The following is a 20,078-nucleotide window of genomic DNA, read 5'->3' as shown; positions in this document are numbered from 1 at the left end:
ACAGGCCTCATAGACTTTAAGGGTGAGGCCTTTCTTCTTTTTTCTGAGTATTTTCTTATTCCTGAATGCGGCTTATGCCAGCATCATCAATACGGATATCATCCGTCGAAACTCTGTTCCTGTTGTCAGCGTCAACGACGATGTTGTCATGGTCAAACAATCACCTTTGATTCGCGTGGGGGATCTGGTGGTGATCGCGCGTATTGTTCAGGATGACATCGAGGTCATCGCACGCGGATCGGTTGAAAATGTTCAAAACGGCTTGCTGCTGATTCTTTTAGATTCAAAAACAATCACGAAGTTTCCCAAGGCCCGTGACAGGGTGGTCAGTCTGGCTCGCTTGCAGGAAAAAAAATATGAAGAGCCTCCCGTGCCACCTCCGGGCGATCTGATTCCGGATGAACCCGATTCCTATGAACCCGGTTATGCCCAGCTTGATTTTGGCCCTTACAAAGGAAAGTTTGAAAGTGGTTCTCCGAATCAGGCCAATCAGTACAAGATCTTTGAGTTTGATTTCATGAACACCCATCTGATGTGGTACTTCGATTTTCTCTGGCGAATTGGGATCGAATATCAAACTTCGGGTGGCTCGGTGCCTTTGCGATCTTACAATCGTGAAGAAAAGCCCACAAAGTTTCAGGAAACCACACTGGCCATTCATTACCGTCTTCTGCCGATTTGGAAAGAGTTGCGTCCGACCTTCAAGCTGGTCAGTCGATCGACTAAATTTACCACTGAAAATGATGATGAATATGTTCTGAGCAGCACAGCGACAGGGACCGGCCTGGGGGTAAACCTGCACTATTTGTTCGGGGACAATAGATTTAAGTCGAATCGTACATTTGACTGGAGCTTCAACAGACTTTATTTCGACCTAACTTATTTTCCTATGTATTCGGCCAAAGACGAGGGTGTGACACGCGGGGAAAGTTCCACGGGCTCAGCGATGGAGCTGGCGGTGGGGGCAACAACGTTGGTGCATTTGGGGTTTGTGCCTTTCTTTAAAAGATTTTCGATCGATATCAGTATGGGGATGAGCGAAAGCCAGGTTGCCTTCTCGGGGGCACCGACGAACTCCCCGGATGGATTCTATTCCATACCCGAAGGTGGCACTTACAAAGAAACGCAGAACTTCGTTAAAATCATGATTGGCCTTCGTATGGAAGATTTCGTTGGAAAGATGTTGAAACCGCGATGAAAAAGATTTTATTCACAGGCCTGCTTCTTTGGGCCGGCCTTGGCGTTGCACAGACTGCTGAAGATAGTCCTTCGGTGCCGTTGGGAATGACCCAACTGCAGGCGACGGATCTTCTGGATAATATGGACTTTGACCCTGCGAAGGTTCCGGTCAGTCCCGAGGGGATTGCGACGGCAGAAAATCTTCCGGTGGAAGCCATTCCTTTGGTGGAATACATCATCGACAGTTCCGGCTCCATGGGGCAGTTGATGGGTCCCAAGAAAACCAAGATCTATGTTCTAAAAAAGCTTCTTTCTCGCTATCTGATGTCCCAGTGGACTGAAAAGACCAACAGTGGGCTTCGCGTGATCGGTTCCCGTCGTAAAAAGGACTGCAAAGATAACTATATCGCTATCCAGCCGGGACAGTCGAAACTGGGTGCGATCGAGGGGATTGTTAAAAGTTTCGAGCCGGTGGGCATGACACCGATTGGGGCGGCCTTGAAGGACGCTTACAAGGATCTGGAAGGCTATAAAGGACCTAAACGGGTGGTGCTGTTCACCGACGGAGAGGAAACTTGTGGTCAGGATCCTTGTAAGATTGCGGCAGAGCTTGCCGGCAAAGATGTGGATTTGAAGTTCTTTGTGGTGGCTTTCGGGTTGCAGAATCAGCCGGATGTTTTGGACAAGCTGGCCTGCATCGGCGAGATGAATCAGGCCGATGACGAAGAAAAGCTCGAGGATCTTCTGCAGGATCTGGATAAGAAGCTCAATCCAGGGAAAAACCTTTTCGTCAGCAGTCCACAACCCAATGCGACTGTCTTTTTGTTCCGTGCAGATTCACCTGGCGAGATCTATAGAAAGTTCCACGCCTCAACAGGAATTCAGGTTCCTCCGGGGAAGTATCTGGCAATTGTAAATATCAAACCCAAGTATAAGTTTGCCGAATTCGTGATTCCACCGGATAAGAAAGTAACTTTGAAAGTCCAAGGCAGCGGCTTCTTTCAGGCAAACTTTATTGAAAAGCTGATGAAGATCGAACTTTTGGATATCAACCGCAAGGTGGTTAAAAGATTCACCAGCGATGTCCGCACGCCACTACCGACCGGAAAGTGGGCCTTGCGACTGTATCGTGACCCGTTCTTCGAAAAGACCATTGAAAATTACCTGATTGTGCCTAACGGCGAGTACACCTATGATATTCAAGAGGCGGGGGCTGTCGTGGTGGAAGATCCCAAAGTGCGTGGAATATATGTCTATGATGGACGTTTTGCCCTGCTGGGAAATCACCTGACCAATGTTCCATTTGTCTTGGGTAAGGGTGTTTACGAAATCAGAGTCGATGAGAAATGCGTCTTTAAGGATGTGATCATGGGTTCGAACTCCGGCCTGGTGAAGCTGGATTGCAGCAAGGTGAAAAAGAATGAATAGCAAAAGCAACAGGTCGATTCCCTTTTTCGTCAAGGTGCCCCTGATTCTGGCGGCTGTGATTTCTGTGGGACTGCTTGCCGTGATCTTTTTAGAGGAGCATAAATCCCGAGCGGATCTTCCGCTGTGCACGACGACCCAATCCGGGAAGTTTGCAAACACAGCCATGGTTGTCGGGCTGGATAGATTTTCGGATGGAGAATACCGCGCTGTCAGCTTGAACCCGAAAGGGGACTCCTGGGTTCTGAATAAGCTGACTTTTAAGTCGGATTTCGCACCACATTTAGAGCCACAATCCACCACGGCCAACGCGATGTATGCGTTTGAGGAAGTAAAATATCAAATCGTGAATTCCTCGGGGGACATGGCTTTTCTTAGGTCCTCGACGGGAAGAATCTTGCCCATTCGCTTTGACAGTGAAAGGGTCGAGATGTTGAATCAACTGGGTATCTGCGGCAATCAGTGGTCGGCAGAGGTGCACTTTCTTCGTCTGAACCAACGGACCTTTGTTTCTTTGGAACCTTCCGGTCGATTGGGTTTTTACGACAGCCGCAGCTGGCAGAACGTGATTCCTCGTGAAGCCCCGCGCTCACCCGACACGTTGATGGGGGTTGAGGCGGGAAATACACTCAGTGTTCTGGCATGCGGTCAGGCTTATTCCAACAGCAAAGCGCGTGTGCGAATTATACCGGGGATGCTGGCGTTTTCCTCTGGAGAAACCAATGACTTTGCTGTCTATAAGGTGGCTTCTGAAAAACTCAGCCTGGAATCTCAGCGTATGTCTTTGAGTGGTGCCTCCAATCCTTTTGCGGATTTTGTGCTAGCTCCCTATGATCAGATAGGTTTTAAAACCAGTTCTTGGTTAGAGCGCGATGAAAAATGGGATTTCTATCCACTTCGCTATTTGCAGGGGGCTGCGGCCACACCAGTTTCTGTAGGTGAGCCTCTGGAAATGCGTGAAGAGTACCGTGTGATTGGGGAATCAGAACCGCAGGCTGTATGGTTCGCCGAACGCCGTCGCCCTTATAATCTGTTGAAAGAATATGGGTTGACCGTGGCAGCACCGGCCGGAGAAGCCAAAAAGTATGTCCTGAAGGATGAAACGGCAATCAGTGCAGTGACTGAGCGGGGATTGTGGACGGTTCTTCCCGGGGGGCGTCACTTGTTTATCCAGAATAAGAAAGACACTGTCGACTATTCTATCGTTCAGTGTCCTCTGTAACTAAAGGAAATCCACGTTGGTCTGATAGCTTTGACGATCAACGTATTGGCTGGCAGGTTCGCGCGCGGCAGGCACTTCCCAGTAAGCAGGCTGGCTTGGAGTTTCTTTTTTCGCGGCGGGGGTGCTTTCTCCGCGCACCACTTTTTGGGCCAGGTAAGTCAGCTGGGTTTTTGCCACATGCAGTTCGTGACGCATGTTCTTTTCTGATTCCAGGGCACGGTTCCAAAGCACATAGATGCCCTGAACCTCATTTCGGGCATCAGCCAGTTCTTTTTGGGTGGCAACCAGACGTTCGCCCAGAAGATTCTTTTCTTGATTGGCCTTATCCAGTGCAGATTGCAGCTTGGTATTTTTTTGCATCTTAAAATACTCAAGCCCTATCAAAATTCCTTCGACTGCAAAGATAAGTAGGCAGACCCCAATAAGAAGGTTTGTCATTTTCACTCCCTGTTCCATTTCATTATATAGAATTGCGGAACAAGTAATTTAGGCTTAACTGCGGAACACGCCAAAATCTAAGCCTTGGTACAGTTAGGGGGGCTGAAATATACGCCGAAAGGTGCAAGGTAAGGATTTACCTTTTTTCGGAGGAACTATGAACTTAGCGGGGCTTTTAGGTATTTTGGCTGCAGTGGGAATTGCAGCGTTCTCCATCTTGGATGCTGCAAAGAACCCGAAAGTGTTTGCAGACGTGCACGGAATTGTCCTAGTCATTGGCGGAACTCTGACTGTTGCGCTGATGAGCTTTAACTTTAAAAGCTTGTGGACGGCGCTAAAAATCGTCACTCGTAAAATGTTGGGCCGTGAAAGGGTTGACTACCTGGGAACGATCGCGACCATTGTCGATATCTCTGAAGCCTACCGCCGTGATCCAAAATCGGTTCAGGCCATGATCAAGCCGGACACGCATCCATTCATTAAGGACGGTGTGCAGTTGCTGGTGGAATATGGTTTTAGCTATGACGAATTGGCTGATGTCCTGACAAACTCTTTACGTGGTAAGAAAAAACGCGATGAAGAGGAAATCAAAGTATGGCACACGATCTCCCGCTTCCCACCAGCCTTCGGTCTTTTGGGTGCGACGCTGGGGATGATCTCTTTGTTGCAAACATTGGGTGAGCCTGGAGCTCAGGATCGCATCGGTCCTGCCATGGCAACGGCCCTGGTGGCGACTTTCTACGGTCTGGTTGTGGCCAACCTGGTTTTGATTCCGATCTCTGAAAAATTGCAGACGGTTTCCAAGGCGGACGTGACTTTGCGTGAAATCATTAAAGAAGGCATTCTTTTGGTTCACGAAAAGAAGCATCCATTGTTCATCAAGGAATATTTGAAGTCCTTCCTGTCTCCAGCGCAAAGAAGCGATGATGCGGCGGGATCTGCGGGTACTGTGAAGAAGGCGGCTTAATATGGGTGAACGCAAACAGCGCAGCCGAGTGCATCTGGAGGAGCATGAGCATGAAATGGCTCATGACGAATCCAACTGGCTTGTCAGTTATGCTGACATGATGACTCTGTTGTTTGGTTTCTTCGTTCTGATGTATTCAATGACCCGTTTTGACAATACCAAGTTTGATCTGGTTCGTAAGGAAGTGGCAAAGTACTTTGGTGGTAACATCAAGGAAGTCAGTGCCGTTCTGATGGCCGAGCAAAAAATTGTCAATATCCTTAAAGGCTCCGGCGAAATGAACGGTGTCGAAATCATTCGTGATGGTGATAACACCTTGCTTTTGAAGTTCGACGGCGAAGTGCTCTTTGACTCTGGTGCCGTGGAAGTGAAAGAGGCGGCCAAGCCTAATCTGCGTAAAGTGGTCAGCGCTCTGCGCTCTATCGAAGGGATCAATAAGATTGCCGTGGAAGGTCATACAGATGGTGATTCCATGAGCAGCGCGGGACTGGTGAAGTCCAACTGGGAGCTGTCGTCTTTGCGGGCGGGTTCCGTGGTTCGTTACTTTGAAGAAAGTGGTGTGGATTCTGATCTTTTATCCGCGGTCGGTTATGGTTCCTCCAAACCGCTGGCGCCTGAAAAGGACAAGGCGGGGCTGGTTCTTCCGGCGAATAAAGCTCTGAACCGCCGTGTGGTGGTGGCCGTGACGTTGGATGATGCGGAAGCAGCGTACAAGCTGCAGCAAAAGCAGTTCTCCAAACAGCTGACCAAAGAGGAAATCGAACACCAGAAGAAAGAAGCTGATCTGCAGGCGAAAATGAAGCTGGCCCAGGTTCGGTTCGAGGAAGCTCAGAAGCGCCACAAAGAGCAGATGGAGCAGCGTCGTAAGGAACAACAGTTAGAAAAGTTGCAGCGTAAAATCGAGGATCTTGAGAACAAGGCTCAGAAGTATGAGTCAGAACTCACACCTCCTGCGCAGTAACTAGTAATAGGAAGTGGTGAAGGAGATTCCGATTCCGAATCCGGAATAGCTCAACTTCTCTTCACCACTGCTGGAGCTGGCATCACGGGTGCCCAGCTCTACGGCGATAAGAGCGTTGGGACGAATAGGGTATTCGTAGCCCACACCAAGACTCATTTCATACAATAAAGCACTAAACGAGAATCCATCTCCTGCATTGGGGGTGGATTCTTTTTTATTCAGGTTGAAGTTCACCGGGGTGAAGCTGGCAAACGTGAAGAAGCCCGGTTTGGACTTCTGGATCAAGGTCTCGTCCGGTGTGTTTTCATACGATGCCGGAAGACCCTTCAGATAGTAATAACCTGTGACACCGATTCCTGAAATCGGTGTAAATCCATAGTTGCTGGCGAAATCAAGAATATAATGGATTCCCATACGAGAGTTGATGGAAGGGAAGTTCCACAGAACCATTGGTTGCAGAGTCAGCATTGAGCCCAAAGCCTCATCTTTAACCTGTTCACCGGCCGAAGCTGTCGTACTGAACATGGAGAGCTTCGTCCGAATTACCGGCGCTTGGAATTCCGCACTTGCAATGTGAGGAACAGTTAGAAGTAGGACTAAGGTTATGAAGTATTTCATAGTGTTGTTAATTACGAGCTTTGCCGAGAAAATGTAGGAAGTCAACTGACCCCGAATCTAGGATGGATGGTGGTAATGAAAATCTTGAAAACAAGGCAACTTGTGTTGTTGTCTTTATCTGTAACACCAGTATTGCTGTCTTCATGTGCTGGTAAGTACTCAATCAAATCCTATCCCAATGGAGCAAAAGTCTATATCAAGGACGTGCAAAGCCAGGAGAAGAAGCTTCTGGGGATTGCTCCATTGCAGGTCAAAGAGGAATCCAAGCTCGGTGACGTTTTCTTCCTGATTTTCGAAAAGCAAAATTACCGCACCAAAGAGGTGATGGTGAAGGTCAACGAAGGGGAAAGTTTGTCGGTGGCCACTCGCCTGGATCCATTGTCTGACGAGGAAAAGAAAGCCGAAGAACTGGCGCAGAATGATGATCAGAAAAAGAATGACCAGCAAAAACCAAAGCCAGAAGACAAGGATAAAAAGCCGGAAGACAAAAAAATGGAAGAGCTGCTGGCGGAAATGCAGGAGCTTAAGCTTCGTGTGGCATTGCTGGAAAACACATCCTCCTTCTATAAAGATGCTTTGTTCTCGCCACGCCTTTCTGGTGGGATGCCCTCCACGGAGCGTGACCGCACGGATCGTGTGGTCGGCCATGTGTTCCAAGGTCAACAGTTGATCGTAAAAGGACAGTACGAAAAGGCTTTGGCGGAAATCGACAAAGCTTTGCAGCTGGATGAATATTCAAATAACGCATGGTTGTTGAAAGGGTCCGTCAAGTATCTGCAAAAAGACTTTGAAGGTGCGAAGATTGCCTGGGAAAGATGTTTGAAGATCGATCCTTACAACAAAGTGGCTTATCAGTATCTGTCTGATGTCTATCAGCGCTTGGGTATGGCGCCACTGCCTAAGACAGGAGCCGAGATGAGATATCCGGCATCTAATATCGAAATTGAGAAAAGAAATAATAGCAGGGTTCGCTGATGAAGATTCTGGGTGTCGTTCTTTCTTTAATGCTTGCTTTGCCTGCACAGGCCTATCTGTCGTCTGATTGGGACGTCAGTTTGGGGGCAAGTTCCCTGAAGTATCAGATGCCAAGTCGAGAGATTGACGAGACCGTTGAGTCTTCCACGACCCTGGAAGTAAATTACTCCATCAATAACCCGTCTCTGAACACGGCCATGACCTTATCCTTTATGGAAATGGCGGGTGGGGGTGGAAAGCAGCTGCCGTTCACGCGCATGGCAATTGGCGGCCGCTATTATATGTTTGGTGTGAATGGAATGCGCATGATCGTGGACAGCTCCTCTGAAGCCAAAGTCTGGCGGCCCACGCCGTTTATTGCGGCGAATTTGGGGTTGAGCAATCTGTCTGTGGACAACTTGAATGCTTCATTGATTGATCTGAGCTTGCGGGGTGGCGTGGAAATCCCGGTGATGTCCGATCTGCTTTTGATCGGGCAGGTTGCAATGGGCATGAGTCTGACGGCTCCCTCCGCCGAAGACGAAGATATCAAATATAACTTTATGACTTTATATGCGGGCCTCCGCTTTGTGGGGTTTGACTAATGGCAAAAACCAACACCAATAAAAAAATACTTATCGGGGCAGCGTCTCTTGTCGTTGGCGCGGGTGCCATCTTTGGATTTTACACCGTCTTTAAAGGCACCGGTGGATCCGTGCTCTCCAAGCAGCGCTCCAATCAGTCCAACTTTCAAGAGCTAAAACGAGCCCAGGCTTTGGCTGTGAACACGCACTTGTCCTCCAAGACAGGACAGGCGTGGAAGAATCACAACTTTGCTGACCTGCTGGCGGGTTTTGGAGAATCCAAGACAGCAAAAGAAAACAAGGAGTTTTTCCAGGCAAGCATCTTTGTCTTGGATGTGGCTCCTGCGGCATTTAAACCTGAAGAAAAGCAGGATGTTGAAAAGTTACAAAGTCAGATTGTGAAGTTCCTGACCCAGGATGCGCAAGTTGTTGGGGATGCGGCGCAAACACACAGCTATGCAGCGAAGACTCTTGTGAAGCTGGGCACGCCCTCGGCAGCTGATTTGAAGCAACTGGAAAGCTTCTATAAGAAAACCAAAGATGCCCGCAAGGAAATCATAGCGGATGTGTTGATTCAGACTGAACCTTTAAGCAGCGAAGGCAAGGCTCTTCTAAGCAAACAATTACTGTCCAAGTCAGAGGTGACTCAAGGCATGTTCTTACTGGCGCGGGTGCGTGATGGTGAGGCACGCAAAGAATTGTTTAATAGGGTTTATAAAAACTACGCAAGTTATCCTGCAGAGGTGAAACCGTTTGTGTACAAGCAGTTGGCTTTGAATCACAGTTTGATTCAGGGAGACCTGAAGAAACACCTGGCGGCAGCGGCTCAAAGCAAGGATGAAAAGTGGGAAGACACCTTCCTTGTGGCGGTTCAGGAGCTGGACTGTGTAAGTGAGTTTAAAGAGGATATTCGAAGAATTCAAAGTCAGTCACAACATCCGCATTTGCAGATGTTGGCCGGGGCGATTCTCGCGAAAGATAAAGGGATAAAATGATGAAGCGTTGGTCGGTACTTTTCGCATTGTTGATGTTTTCTCAGGCGTCCTGGGCCCAGTATATTGAAGAAATGGGCTCTTTGGAGAATGTGTATGAGGCGCGGGCTCGTTCAGTTCTGAATACTATTTTGCGCCCGACGGATTACACTCTTGTTGTCGCCATTGAGCTGGATCATGATGAAAAGAAACTGAAAGAGTTCCACGACGAAATGGATGTGCAGTACCTTCCGGGCATGCCGTTGATGGGTGATGTGCCGACGTTGGGTAAAGCCACAAACAAACTTCATGAAATGAAGTCCAAGACAGATATTTCGGTGGTGTTGTCTCGTAATGTGACCCCGGAAACGGAAAAGGTCATCAAGGACCTTCTGACTTCCAAGCTTCATCTGGATGCGACGGCGGGGGACAGTGTGACTGTCAAACGCATTGAACTGCCTGCGGACCCACCAAAAGGGGAGCCCAAGCCCGATACGTTGCCTGAGCTGACCTGGAAAATGTGGGCTTTGATTGTTATTCTGTCTTTGTTGGCACTGTCCGGTTTGATGTTCTGGGCGTGGAGACGCGGCCGTGCGCAGGAACCGCGCAAAGAACTTAAAGAAAATCACGATTATAAGCACACAGAGAAAGATCAGGAAAAAGAGCCGGAAGTTGCTGCTCAAGCCGCTCCGACCCCGGCACCGGTGCCTGAGGTCGCTGCAGAACCTGAATTCAATATGGATGCAGTAAAGCAGCATGTGCTGGCGATTGCGGCCCAATATCCTCAGATGACTTCTCGGGCCGTGACGGAATACACCTTGAACGATTCTGCCGACAACGCTTCCGTTTTGATGGAATTCCTGGGCTGGGATGTTTCCAAGCGTGTCTTTACAGAGGTCCCGGCGATGGCCTGGGCTCGTTTGGGTAAAGCAGTGAAAGAGCGCGCCAATCCGCCAACTAAAGCTCAGACAGAACAGGCGATTCGCGATGTCTATAAGGCAATTTTGGCTGCTTATGTTGAGCACGAAATGTCCACGGATGAAAGCAACCCGTTCTCGTTCGTTTTAAAAATGCGTGAGGAAGAGCGTCAGCAAATTCTGGACAAGGAGACCCCTTCCAACATCGCGGTTCTGTGCTTGCATTCCCCTCCGGAAGTGACGGCGGGTATTGTGGGGACATTGGATGCGGAAAAACGTGTACGTGTTCTTGCAGAGATTTCTCGTGTTGAAAAGCTTCCACACAATGTCGTGCAATCCGTGGTGGGTTCCTTCAATCAAAGACTGACGGAACTTAGAATGCGCCCTGAACCAAAAGTGGAAGGGGCGACTGTCCTGGCAAAAGTGATCCGTGGCATGTCCGCCGAAGAGGAGATGGATTTGCTGGCACTTTTTGCCAATGACAACCCTGAAGAGCTGGAACGTCTTCGCCAGGTGATTCTGACCTTTGACGATCTGAAGTTGGTGCCATCGGATATTCTTTCAGAAGTCCTGGGGGCCTACGAAGTGGATGCGTTGTATGCAGCGCTGTTCAAAACACACTCCGCTTTCTATAACAGAATTCTTTCCACGATCCCTGAGCGTAAAGCCATGATCGTTGAAAGAGATCTGGGTGACATGGTTCAGATTCCGTCCCGAAAGAAAACAGCGGAAATCCGTCGAGACATCTGTCTGCAGGTGGAAAAGGTGATGTACAGCAGATCCCTGCGTATCGGGGATCTGGTCAACGGCAACGTTCGCGTTGTTAAGTCGGTTTAACGTAGAGCCCGATGAACGTTATGTCGTCGGGCTGTTCCTGAGCCTCAATGTGCTCCACAATCTGTTTTTGCATAATATCATGAAGACTTCGGGCGGCTCCACGATTGGTGCTGTCCACAGCAGTTTTGATCACGGCTCGTTCACCGTAAGCCGTTCCCTCCTTGTTGACCGCATCAATCAGGCCATCTGTATAAGCAAAGAATGCACTTCCTGGTTGCAGGGGAACTGTGACCGTCGAAAAGACGGATTCCTTGGTTTCACCCAGGCGTTTTGAATTCGCATCCGTCAGGAAGACCAGGTCATTTTTCTTCAGCTTTTTACCTTCCGCAGGCAAGGGGCAGATCAAAGGGAAATCATGGCTGGCATTGGAATAGGTCAGGGTGTGGTTGGTCTGATCATACAGCGCAGCGAAAGCCGTCATCATTTTTTCACCTTTGGCCAGATCGCACAGAACCTGATTCATCATGCTAAGAACTTTTGCCGGATCCCAGATGTTTTCAGCCATCGACAAAGACAGGACAGAACGGGCGGCAGAGGTGATTAAAGCCGCCGGAACACCGTGCCCGGTGGCGTCGCCGATAAAGACAAAGAGTTTTTCACCATCGTTAAAGTGAAACCACAGATCTCCACCGCATTCGGTGGCAGGTTGATAGAAGCCTTTGAGTGTGTACCGATCTGTATCAGCTTTGCTCTTCGGAAGCAGAGTTGTTTGAACCTCTTTGGCGGTTTCCAGCTCGGCTTCCATGCGCGCCTTTTCCTCGGTTTGACGGAGCAAGCCCTGGATCTTTTCCAGCATGGAGTTAAAGACCTTGGCCATGCGTCCCACTTCGTCGGAGGACTTCAAATGAATCGGCTTGGACTGCCCTGTAGAGGCAAACAGGGACATTCCCCCCGCCAGAACCGAGATACTTTGAGTCAGAGAATCAACGCTGACAAAGGTGGCGATCAAACCCAGAGCAATGATGAGGGCCGAGGCCATCAATGTCTTATTCATGGTCTGCTTCAGAACAGAATAGATCTGGGCTTTGTCGAAGGCCTGAAACATGTAGGTTTGAATCTGGGGCAGATAAGAATAAGAAACCAGGTATTCACGATGGCCCAGTTCCACTTCACGCACACCACTGCTTTGATCCTTTAAAAAGGCCATAAAGGCCTGCTTTGCCATTTCCGGATTTTGCAGACCTGCAGGTGATTTCCATTGCGATCGGCCCGGACTCCAAAGCCCCAGGGCTCCTTTTTGGCTGGCAAGTTTCAACCCCTCGAACTTGAGGTCGCCGTAAATGAGCAACTCCCCTTTGTGGAAATAAACAATCAATGAGTCCGGACGATCCAGATTCAGATCAGTTTGCAGTTTCCCTTCAGGCAAAGCTTGCAGGTAGCGCAATTGCGCCGGAGGAAGGCTGGTCGCTGTTTCGGCCAGGGAATCCATAAATTGGGTGGTGCCTTCCACCTGGCGATAGACCTGGATATTTCCCCATTTTTGTTGCGTGGCGACCGTCTTGATCTGATTGGAGAAAACGGCGCCATCAAAAAAGAGCAGGGCGGTTTGCACCCGCTCCATCACCTTGTCAGAACCTTTGGTGATTTCATCAGTGGCATTCTGGATTCTTTCCATTGCCGAAGAATATAAATAGGAGCGCTTGTCATCCAGGAAAGAGGATCGATTGATCCAGAAGATCGTGGCAGAGGACAGCAGCAGAAGCAAAGATGTAATAACTAAGAACTTAATCTTGATCGACATGGCCTTTTCGTATCGGCTGTTTCCAGGTCAGAGTTAGCTGGACCATGGTCGAAGAATGCAAAGCTACGATCAAAGTCCAGGCGTGCTTTTCTGTGCAGCAATTGCTCCTGTTCTTATTTAAAATGAAAATATGAAGTATCTCGTAGTTGTCTCAGTCCTGTTCTTCGCATCTATATCTATGGCGGATGAAATCGTCTTTGATCGAACCACCAACGTGGGGGTGCAGCAGCGTGATGTCTTGCGTTTCGAAAAGGGTCATTACTATTTTGACGGTAAGGATCTGGGAAGAAAACTTCCGCCCATGGTTCAAGGAGCCTGGAAAGAGATTGAAACAGGCCCGACCGAGCGTCAACCGGCCTCTTGCTTTGCTGGTAATTATGTCTATTCCAAATCCATTTCCGGTTCCAAGAAAAAGATCGTTCGGAAAGGTTGTACTTTCGGCCCTGAATTTGGTCGTTTGATGCAGAACCTTGAGGATCTGCGTAGCTATGCGCGGAGTTTATAAACTATGATAAAATTTTTGACCTTGGCGGCAATGTCGTTGTCTGTTTGTGCGGCTCAGGCCCAAAATGTCTCAGGAGAGGCCCTTTTGCAACGGCTGTCCCAGGTGCGTACGGCCTTGAAAGCGTCTGCGGGGGCATCGGTGGCTTGTGAAACACCTCAGTCTGCAAGCTGTGACTTTTCAGGTTATTGCGGCAAATTGGCGGAAAAGGCCGGTGATTTTTATCTGTATCGGGATAAAGAGGGTCGCACGATTCCCAATACGCAACTGATCGGGGCCTTAAGCATTGCCGAGTTCTGCGCCAAGAATCCGTTCCCACAGTCTGTGGTTCAGGATCCCTTTGTGTTCGTGGATCAATTTCTGTCTGAAGAAAAGGCCGGAGGAAAAGAACAGTTCCAAAAAAACCGGGCCGCATTGAAAGCCGCCGAACAGCGTGTGGAAAAAGTCTTCACCGACATGAAAACACGGGTGATCCGCATGTTGGAATCCAAGCGCACGGCAGAAAACTCGGCGGCCATTGATAATATGATCGGGCGCATTCGCACGGTGAAATACAAGCCCGCCAACACCAACGGCAACTATGGTGATCTGGCCATGCAGGGATGTGTTGGTCCTAACGGCTATTACAGTCCGGATGAACATGCCATCACCGTGTGTCCACAGTCCATGAATATGCCGGAGGCTTCTCTTTTTTCCTTGATGGCCCACGAAATCGGCCATGCCTTTGATCCCTGCACAATGGCGATGGGACGCAGTCAGGAAGGATTGATAGAACCCGATTGGATAGAAGGTCGGCGTGCGGCAGGAAAAGAGGTCTTTGCCCCCGTGTTTATGGAGAAGAACCCCTTTAAATCCGTCGTGGCCTGTCTGCAGTCGCCAAGCTCTTTGAATGTTAAAATTCCTTCGATGAAGAATTTGCTCTCAAACGTCGACAAGTTTGAACAGGATTTGAAAAATGAGATGTCTGAAATGGAGGACCTGCAGGGTGAAGGCGAGGAGGCTCCTGCTCGCGATGCCACCATGGCTCGGTTTGAGGATGAGCGACAAAGAATCCGAGACAATTATGACAAGTTCAAATACTGCTCGATGCTGACCAACTCCGGCCATATCGGAGAGGCGTTTTCCGACTGGATTGCGGCAGAGGCGCTTGCCTCCAAAATCAAGGAGATTCCTGAAGCGGGCAAAAGACAAGAGTTTGCCTTTGCTTCGCAGGCGCATTTTTATGGCACCGGCTGTTCGAATATTCTGGAATCCAGTTTAAACAAGATTAACAGCGCCACTCAGGGCGCGTGTCCGGAACTTCAGGAATTTATGAAACATCAGGCTTCGGGGGGCCGACATAACGATCCTTATCATGTCGACTCACACCCAGCAACGGGCCAGCGTGTTGACCGCATCTATTATGCAAAGCCCGAATTGCGTGAGGCCCTGGGATGTAAGGGTGGCAATCACGGGCAGGCTTGTAAGTAGTGTGGCAAGCTGTGTTGAATTGTTAGGATTCTGTCAGGGGTCTTGACGGAACTCTGTCGTGGTCGCTAGCGTTGATGGCCATGACACCTGAAATGTTAACCAAACATTCGATGCCACTGGGAGCCCCACCCTCGGGAGAGAAAACCCGATTCGGCACCCGCTGTGTGTCTGCAAACCCGAAGTGTCAGCTAAAAAAATCAAATATTAATATCAATAAAAACGGCGTCCCAGTGACGCCGTTTTTGTTTTTTCAGGGAGTGCTTCCATGTGCGGAGTCGTAGGTCTTATCGGAGAAGATCAGGCCGGGGAAAAGCTGTATCCGGCGTTATTCGCCCTTCAGCATCGCGGCCAGGATGCTGCCGGAATTTTAAGTTACGACTTTGAGCGCTGCCAGTTCCATCTGGAAAAAGGCCTTGGCCTGGTGGAAGATGTTTTTACCAGCGAACGCCGTCAGCGCCTGAAAGGCAGCATGGCATTGGGTCACACTCGCTATTCCACCATCGGCAGTGTCGACAAAGAGGACCTGCAGCCCATCTTCCTCAGCTACCCTTATGGAATCGGGATGATCCATAACGGCAATGTCACCAACTACGACGAGATCGTGGATTATCTTCGGGACCGAAAACTACGTCGCACATTCTCGCGTAACGACCTGGAAATTCTTATGCATATGGTGGCCGTGGGACTGGCTTCGCGCAAAGAGTCTGCCGACATTGCCGGCAACTTGTCCGCGTCAGTGAAGGAACTTTTGCAACAGGTTCAAGGCGCCTACAGTGCCATTGGCATGTTGGCAGATCACGGACTTTTCGCATTCTGCGATATGAATGGAATTCGTCCTCTTCTGATCGGGCGAAAACGGCAAGGGGACAAATACAGTTACTGTTTTGCCTCTGAAAAGCAGGTGTTTTTTGGTTTGGGGTTTGAGTACTGGCGTGATCTGCGCCCCGGTGAATTGGTGCTGGTGGATAAAGATCTGAATTTTCAGTCGTCAGTTTTGACGGAAAAAAAGCCGCGTCCCTGCATGTTTGAATGGATCTATTTTGCCGGCTCTGAAACCGAATGGCACGGACGTCCGGTGTATGAAGTTCGTTTGAAACTGGGTGAAATTCTGGCGCAGGAATGTCAAAAGCAAGGGATTGATGTGGATCTGGTGGCCCCGGTGCCGGATACATCCCGCGCAGCGGCCTGTCGTCTGGCGGAGGTACTGGAAAGGCCTTACCGCGAGGTTCTTATTAAAAACCGCTACGTACAAAGAAGCTTCATTGTCAATGAACCTGAAGTTCGCAAGATGATGGTGAATCTGAAACTCTCGCCCGTTCAAAGTGAGATCAAAGGTAAAAAGATTCTGCTCGTGGACGACAGTATCGTGCGGGGCACGACGTCCAATCGTATTGTGCGTCTGCTGCGTGAAGCGGGGGCGGAGAAAGTCTATCTGGCCAGCACATGCCCTCCGATCCGCCATCCTTGTTTTTATGGAATTGATTTCCCGGAAGGGGAATCCTTGGTGGCGCACAAACGCAGCGAGGCGGAGGTGGCGCGGATTCTGGAAGTGGACGGTCTGGTCTTTCTTCCTTTGAATCGTTTGCAGGAGGGCCTGGGGCTTAGCAGCCTTTGTAGTGCCTGCCTTGATGGAGATTATCCTGTTCCGGTCTCAAGCGAAAACTTTTTGAGGACGCGGAACCTTAACCTTGGTGGTGAACTATGAAGATACAGGTTCTTTTTGGCAGTGCAAATGACGAGCGTGTGTACGGTCCGCTGTGCCGCTCTCTTGAAAAATGTGGTGAAGTAAAAATGCAGGTGGCTTCTGCCCATCGGGATCCACAAAAGGTCCACGAGATCGTCACGACCTGCAAAGCCGACGTTTTTGTGGCGGGTGCAGGTCTTGCGGCCCATCTTCCCGGAGTGGTGGCTTCCTTGACAGAGAAGCCTGTTTTCGGAGTGGCGGTCAATGGTGCCTTTGCCGGTTTGGATTCGTTCCTGTCTATTGTGCAGATGCCGCGTGGAGTCCCGGTGATGGCTGTGACCGAGGAAAATGCCGGGACCATAAGTGATTATCTGCTACACCTGAATCAAGTTCCCCGGGACCGAATTTGCCTGCACTGGAATCGCAGCCTTGAAAGTTATTCGCCCATTCAAAAGGCTTTGGACGAGATCCAGGCACAAACCCAACTCCCCGTGGAATGGACTGCGGCCAATGCTAAAAACTGTCTTGGTGAAATCGTCAGCCCCTGGGAATTGCCCAGAACACAGGGACTCAATCTGTTCCTGTGCGAAAAAGAACAACTGGCAAGTTCAAATCTGGCGCTGGATTTCTTTGCCAAAGCTCGCCACGGCGGATTCTGGGTTGGGGCCAACAATGTGACGAACTTTGTAGAGCAGTGGAAGAAGCTCATGATGTTGGGGGCGGCAAAATGAATCTAATCTATAAAGGTTCAGTGAAGGATCTTTACAAAAGCGGTGATGGCAAAATCATTTTTCAGTACAGCAACCGCTATTCCATTTTTGACTGGGGCGAAATGCCGGACGAGATCCCCTTGAAAGGGGAGGCCTTGGCGGTCATGGCCGGCATGTTCTTTGACTATCTTTCGGAAAAAGGAATTTCCTCCCACTACCTCGGGCAGAAAAACCGAAACTCCATTGAGGTTCAAGCCGTCGATGTTCTGCGGCCCGAATGGAAAGAAGACCGCTATGATTACGGTGCTTATGCCCATCGTCCGACGCAGTGTCTGGTTCCCCTGGAGGTGATCTTCCGTCGTCATTTGGGGATGGGGAATTCGCTGCAAGCCCGACTGGCCAGGAATCCGGCCTATGCTCAGGATCTGGGATTGAACCCCATCCCCACCAGTGACAGCAGCTTTGCTCCGGCTTTGATAGAGTTCTCCACCAAACTGGAAAGCACAGATCGCTATCTTTCCAGAGCGGAAATCCAAGCCATGCATGTGGTGTCAGAAGAAGAGTTGCACGGTCTGAAGGCCCATACGCAACAGGTAAGTCAACTGATGGAGGATCTCTTTGCCTCTTTCGGTGTGAAACTCTGGGACGGCAAAGTGGAGTACGCGTTCAGGAATGACGTGAACGGGCAGCGCGAGTTGATGCTGGTGGATTCCATCGGACCTGATGAGTTACGCCTGACCTATGAAAACCTGCCGCTTTCCAAAGAGTTCCTGCGCCAGATCTATGCCGGATCCGCCTGGAGTGAGGCGGTTAAAAAGGCCAAGGTCCTGGCACAGGAAAGAAAGACCCAGGATTGGAAAAAGATCTGCATCGAAGAACTGAAACAGCACCCCCTGCCGCTGACTGCCGCACAGATTCAAGTCGCCTCTTATCTGTATCAAGCCCTGGCCAATGAGGTGGCGGTGGCTCTGCGACGGCCGACGCCCTTTGCGCCCGATGTGAATTTGCGCTTCTGGTTTAAGAAAGTTCAAGAGATGGAGCCATTGTCATGAAGGTCGTTGTCGTCGGAAAAGGGGGACGGGAGCACGCCTTGGCGCGGGCTCTGCTGAAATCCCCCATGATCACCGATTTGTGGGTTTGCCCTGGCAACTCAGGGATGCAACAGGCGGGGGTTTCATGTGCCCCCTGTGAAAGTACCGAAGACATCGAAAGCTTCTGTGTCCGTCATGGCGTGCCCCTGGTGGTGATTGGTCCAGAGATCATGATCCTTTCGGATCTTAAACCCCGTCTTGAAGCACACGGCATTTCCTGTTTTGCTCCCTCTGCAGAGGTGGCGAGGCTTGAGGCCTCTAAACTTTTTTGCAAAGGCGTTTTAAAAGAAGCCGGCGTAAAGACCGCGGCCTGTCAGGTCAGTTATTCTTTGCCTGAGGCCTTGAAGTCAGTGGAGGCGCATGATTTCGCAAGTCCTCTGGTGATCAAAGCGGATGGCTTGGCTCAGGGAAAGGGTGTCTGGGTTTGCGAAAGCAAAGACAAGGCCCGGGAGGCGGTCCGAACTTTGGGTGAGCACTTTGGCTTCCCTCTGCTTCTGGAAGAATGCCTGCAGGGGCCTGAACTGTCGGCCTTCGCTTTATGTGATGGGGAGGATTTTGTCGTCTTAGGTACGGCCTGTGATTACAAAAGAATTTCTTCGGATCCTTTTAGTGCGAATACTGGAGGCATGGGGGCGTACAGTCCTTGTGACTTCATCACTTCCCAGGATCATCAGGAGATTCGAGGTATTTTTGCCAAAACTTTGACCCATCTCAATCGCAAAAAAATGCCCTATCAAGGATTCCTGTTTGCGGGTCTCATAAAGACGGCCCAGGGACTTTATGTCCTGGAATACAACGTGCGTTTGGGTGATCCGGAAACGCAGGCTCTTTTGCCCCGACTGCGCTCGGATCTGACAGAACTTATTGTTAAAGCGGTGACCCATCAACTGCAGAACCAGGATTGTGAGCTTTCTCCGGAAGTGTCGGTCCACGTCGTGGCGGCCAGTGAAGGATACCCAACGTCCCCGATGAAGTTAGGAAGCCCCATTCAAGTTCAGGCGGTCGATGATCCGAAAGTGGATCTGTATTTTGCCGGAGTCAGCCGCATCCAGAATGAGCTAGTCAATGTGGGGGGGCGTGTTCTGGGGGTGACGGCTTTGGCCCAGACGAAGCGTGAAGCGCGAAGCAAGGTCTATGAACACATGGAACGGATCAACTTCGAGGGTATGTACCTGCGACAGGATATCGGACTATGAGACCGCCACGAATTGCCATTCTGGCATCAGGAACCGGCAGCAACGCGCAAGCCCTGATTCGCAAGGCGCAGGATTTAGGAACTGACAAACTAGAGATAATTTTTGTTCTTTCTGATCAGGAAGAGGCCCCGGTTCTTGAAAAAGCCCGAGATCTGGGAGTTCCGGCCTTTCTGCGAATGAAGTTTGCGGATCGTCGCACCCATGAAGAATCCATTCTAATGCTGCTGAAAGAGCACCGCATAGACTGGGTCTTGTTAGCTGGTTATATGCGCTTGCTAAGCCCTTATTTTATAAAAACCCTGCAGTCCTGGCATCAGGGGGCTTCACAAGTCGTGAACATTCATCCCTCGCTGCTGCCAGCCTATCCGGGATTGGATTCGATAGCGCGAGCTTACGCCGATCAAGTATCTGAAAGTGGCGTGACATTGCATTTAGTGGACGACGGCATGGACACCGGGCCGATTTTACGACAGCAGAGGATTCTACGGGGCCCAGAGACATTGCCTGAGTGGACTGCCCAGTTTCATCGGGTTGAACATCAAATCTATGGAGCTTTCCTGGCCGATATTGCCGAGGGACATCAGAAGACTTGTTATTTTATGGAGACTTAA

The 20,078-nt window shown here is 50.0% G+C and carries 19 protein-coding genes; 16 read left to right on the top strand and 3 right to left on the bottom strand.

Annotated features, from left to right (window positions below; genetic code table 11):
• The first annotated feature begins 22 nt into the window (after positions 1–22).
• From ACZ5ZV_RS16200 to ACZ5ZV_RS16190, 3 genes are read left to right on the top strand one after another with little or no spacing between them, the layout of a single operon-like run.
• Positions 23–1,198 carry a hypothetical protein gene (locus tag ACZ5ZV_RS16200; RefSeq protein WP_464118205.1) on the top strand — a complete coding sequence of 392 codons (1,176 nt, stop codon included), beginning with the start codon at positions 23–25 and terminating at the stop codon, positions 1,196–1,198.
• Positions 1,195–2,607: a vWA domain-containing protein gene (locus ACZ5ZV_RS16195; RefSeq protein WP_374000548.1), complete on the top strand. Its 1,413-nt coding sequence runs from the start codon at positions 1,195–1,197 to the stop codon at positions 2,605–2,607. Before ACZ5ZV_RS16200 ends, ACZ5ZV_RS16195 begins: the two co-directional genes overlap by 4 nt.
• A complete protein-coding gene (locus tag ACZ5ZV_RS16190; protein ID WP_464118204.1) occupies positions 2,600–3,826 on the top strand; it encodes a hypothetical protein in 1,227 nt (408 codons plus the stop codon). Before ACZ5ZV_RS16195 ends, ACZ5ZV_RS16190 begins: the two co-directional genes overlap by 8 nt.
• On the opposite strand, the gene ACZ5ZV_RS16185 is transcribed toward ACZ5ZV_RS16190, so the two are convergent.
• On the bottom strand, positions 3,827–4,264 hold the full coding sequence (locus ACZ5ZV_RS16185; RefSeq protein WP_374000545.1) for a hypothetical protein: 438 nt from the start codon (positions 4,262–4,264) through the stop codon (positions 3,827–3,829). It abuts the gene before it with no gap.
• Between the two features lie 157 nt (positions 4,265–4,421).
• On the opposite strand from ACZ5ZV_RS16185, the gene ACZ5ZV_RS16180 reads away from it, so the two are divergent.
• Positions 4,422–5,231, top strand: coding sequence for a motility protein A (locus tag ACZ5ZV_RS16180; protein WP_464118203.1), 810 nt, complete (start codon positions 4,422–4,424; stop codon positions 5,229–5,231).
• A gap of 1 nt (position 5,232) precedes the next feature.
• The gene (locus ACZ5ZV_RS16175; RefSeq protein WP_464118202.1) at positions 5,233–6,192 is read left to right on the top strand and encodes an OmpA/MotB family protein; all 960 of its coding nucleotides are present in this window, start codon (positions 5,233–5,235) and stop codon (positions 6,190–6,192) included.
• On the opposite strand, the gene ACZ5ZV_RS16170 is transcribed toward ACZ5ZV_RS16175, so the two are convergent.
• The gene (locus ACZ5ZV_RS16170) at positions 6,193–6,717 is read right to left on the bottom strand and encodes a hypothetical protein (protein ID WP_464118201.1); all 525 of its coding nucleotides are present in this window, start codon (positions 6,715–6,717) and stop codon (positions 6,193–6,195) included. It lies immediately after the preceding gene.
• Between the two features lie 168 nt (positions 6,718–6,885).
• Between ACZ5ZV_RS16170 and ACZ5ZV_RS16165 the strand changes: the two genes are divergently transcribed.
• Genes ACZ5ZV_RS16165 through ACZ5ZV_RS16150 form a run of 4 tightly spaced genes read left to right on the top strand, consistent with a single transcriptional unit; the run spans position 6,886 to position 11,073 of the window.
• Entirely contained in the window at positions 6,886–7,785 is a 900-nt protein-coding gene (locus ACZ5ZV_RS16165) for a tetratricopeptide repeat protein (protein ID WP_464118200.1), read from the top strand.
• Positions 7,785–8,369 carry a hypothetical protein gene (locus ACZ5ZV_RS16160; protein WP_464118199.1) on the top strand — a complete coding sequence of 195 codons (585 nt, stop codon included), beginning with the start codon at positions 7,785–7,787 and terminating at the stop codon, positions 8,367–8,369. Before ACZ5ZV_RS16165 ends, ACZ5ZV_RS16160 begins: the two co-directional genes overlap by 1 nt.
• Positions 8,369–9,343 carry a hypothetical protein gene (locus ACZ5ZV_RS16155; RefSeq protein WP_464118198.1) on the top strand — a complete coding sequence of 325 codons (975 nt, stop codon included), beginning with the start codon at positions 8,369–8,371 and terminating at the stop codon, positions 9,341–9,343. Before ACZ5ZV_RS16160 ends, ACZ5ZV_RS16155 begins: the two co-directional genes overlap by 1 nt.
• Positions 9,340–11,073 carry a FliG C-terminal domain-containing protein gene (locus ACZ5ZV_RS16150; RefSeq protein ID WP_464118197.1) on the top strand — a complete coding sequence of 578 codons (1,734 nt, stop codon included), beginning with the start codon at positions 9,340–9,342 and terminating at the stop codon, positions 11,071–11,073. The genes ACZ5ZV_RS16155 and ACZ5ZV_RS16150 overlap by 4 nt, the downstream gene beginning before the upstream one ends.
• Here the strand turns inward: ACZ5ZV_RS16150 and ACZ5ZV_RS16145 are convergent.
• Entirely contained in the window at positions 11,060–12,814 is a 1,755-nt protein-coding gene (locus ACZ5ZV_RS16145; RefSeq protein ID WP_464118196.1) for a SpoIIE family protein phosphatase, read from the bottom strand. The genes ACZ5ZV_RS16150 and ACZ5ZV_RS16145 overlap by 14 nt on opposite strands.
• 130 nt (positions 12,815–12,944) lie before the next feature.
• On the opposite strand from ACZ5ZV_RS16145, the gene ACZ5ZV_RS16140 reads away from it, so the two are divergent.
• From ACZ5ZV_RS16140 to purN, 7 genes are all read left to right on the top strand, one after another.
• Positions 12,945–13,319, top strand: a complete 375-nt coding sequence (locus tag ACZ5ZV_RS16140) for a hypothetical protein (protein ID WP_464118195.1) — start codon at positions 12,945–12,947, stop codon at positions 13,317–13,319.
• Between the two features lie 3 nt (positions 13,320–13,322).
• Positions 13,323–14,786, top strand: a complete 1,464-nt coding sequence (locus ACZ5ZV_RS16135) for a hypothetical protein (RefSeq protein ID WP_464118194.1) — start codon at positions 13,323–13,325, stop codon at positions 14,784–14,786.
• Between the two features lie 265 nt (positions 14,787–15,051).
• A complete protein-coding gene (purF, locus tag ACZ5ZV_RS16130; protein ID WP_464118193.1) occupies positions 15,052–16,491 on the top strand; it encodes an amidophosphoribosyltransferase in 1,440 nt (479 codons plus the stop codon).
• The gene (locus tag ACZ5ZV_RS16125) at positions 16,488–17,201 is read left to right on the top strand and encodes an AIR carboxylase family protein (RefSeq protein ID WP_464118192.1); all 714 of its coding nucleotides are present in this window, start codon (positions 16,488–16,490) and stop codon (positions 17,199–17,201) included. The genes purF and ACZ5ZV_RS16125 overlap by 4 nt, the downstream gene beginning before the upstream one ends.
• The gene (locus tag ACZ5ZV_RS16120; RefSeq protein ID WP_464118191.1) at positions 17,198–18,232 is read left to right on the top strand and encodes a phosphoribosylaminoimidazolesuccinocarboxamide synthase; all 1,035 of its coding nucleotides are present in this window, start codon (positions 17,198–17,200) and stop codon (positions 18,230–18,232) included. The genes ACZ5ZV_RS16125 and ACZ5ZV_RS16120 overlap by 4 nt, the downstream gene beginning before the upstream one ends.
• Positions 18,229–19,467, top strand: coding sequence for a phosphoribosylamine--glycine ligase (purD, locus tag ACZ5ZV_RS16115; protein WP_464118190.1), 1,239 nt, complete (start codon positions 18,229–18,231; stop codon positions 19,465–19,467). Before ACZ5ZV_RS16120 ends, purD begins: the two co-directional genes overlap by 4 nt.
• Positions 19,464–20,078 carry a phosphoribosylglycinamide formyltransferase gene (purN, locus tag ACZ5ZV_RS16110; RefSeq protein ID WP_464118189.1) on the top strand — a complete coding sequence of 205 codons (615 nt, stop codon included), beginning with the start codon at positions 19,464–19,466 and terminating at the stop codon, positions 20,076–20,078. The genes purD and purN overlap by 4 nt, the downstream gene beginning before the upstream one ends.

The organism is Bdellovibrio sp. HAGR004 (assembly GCF_055397015.1).
The sequence above is the reverse complement of the archived record's forward strand: the minus strand, read 5'-3'. Positions and strand labels throughout refer to the sequence as shown.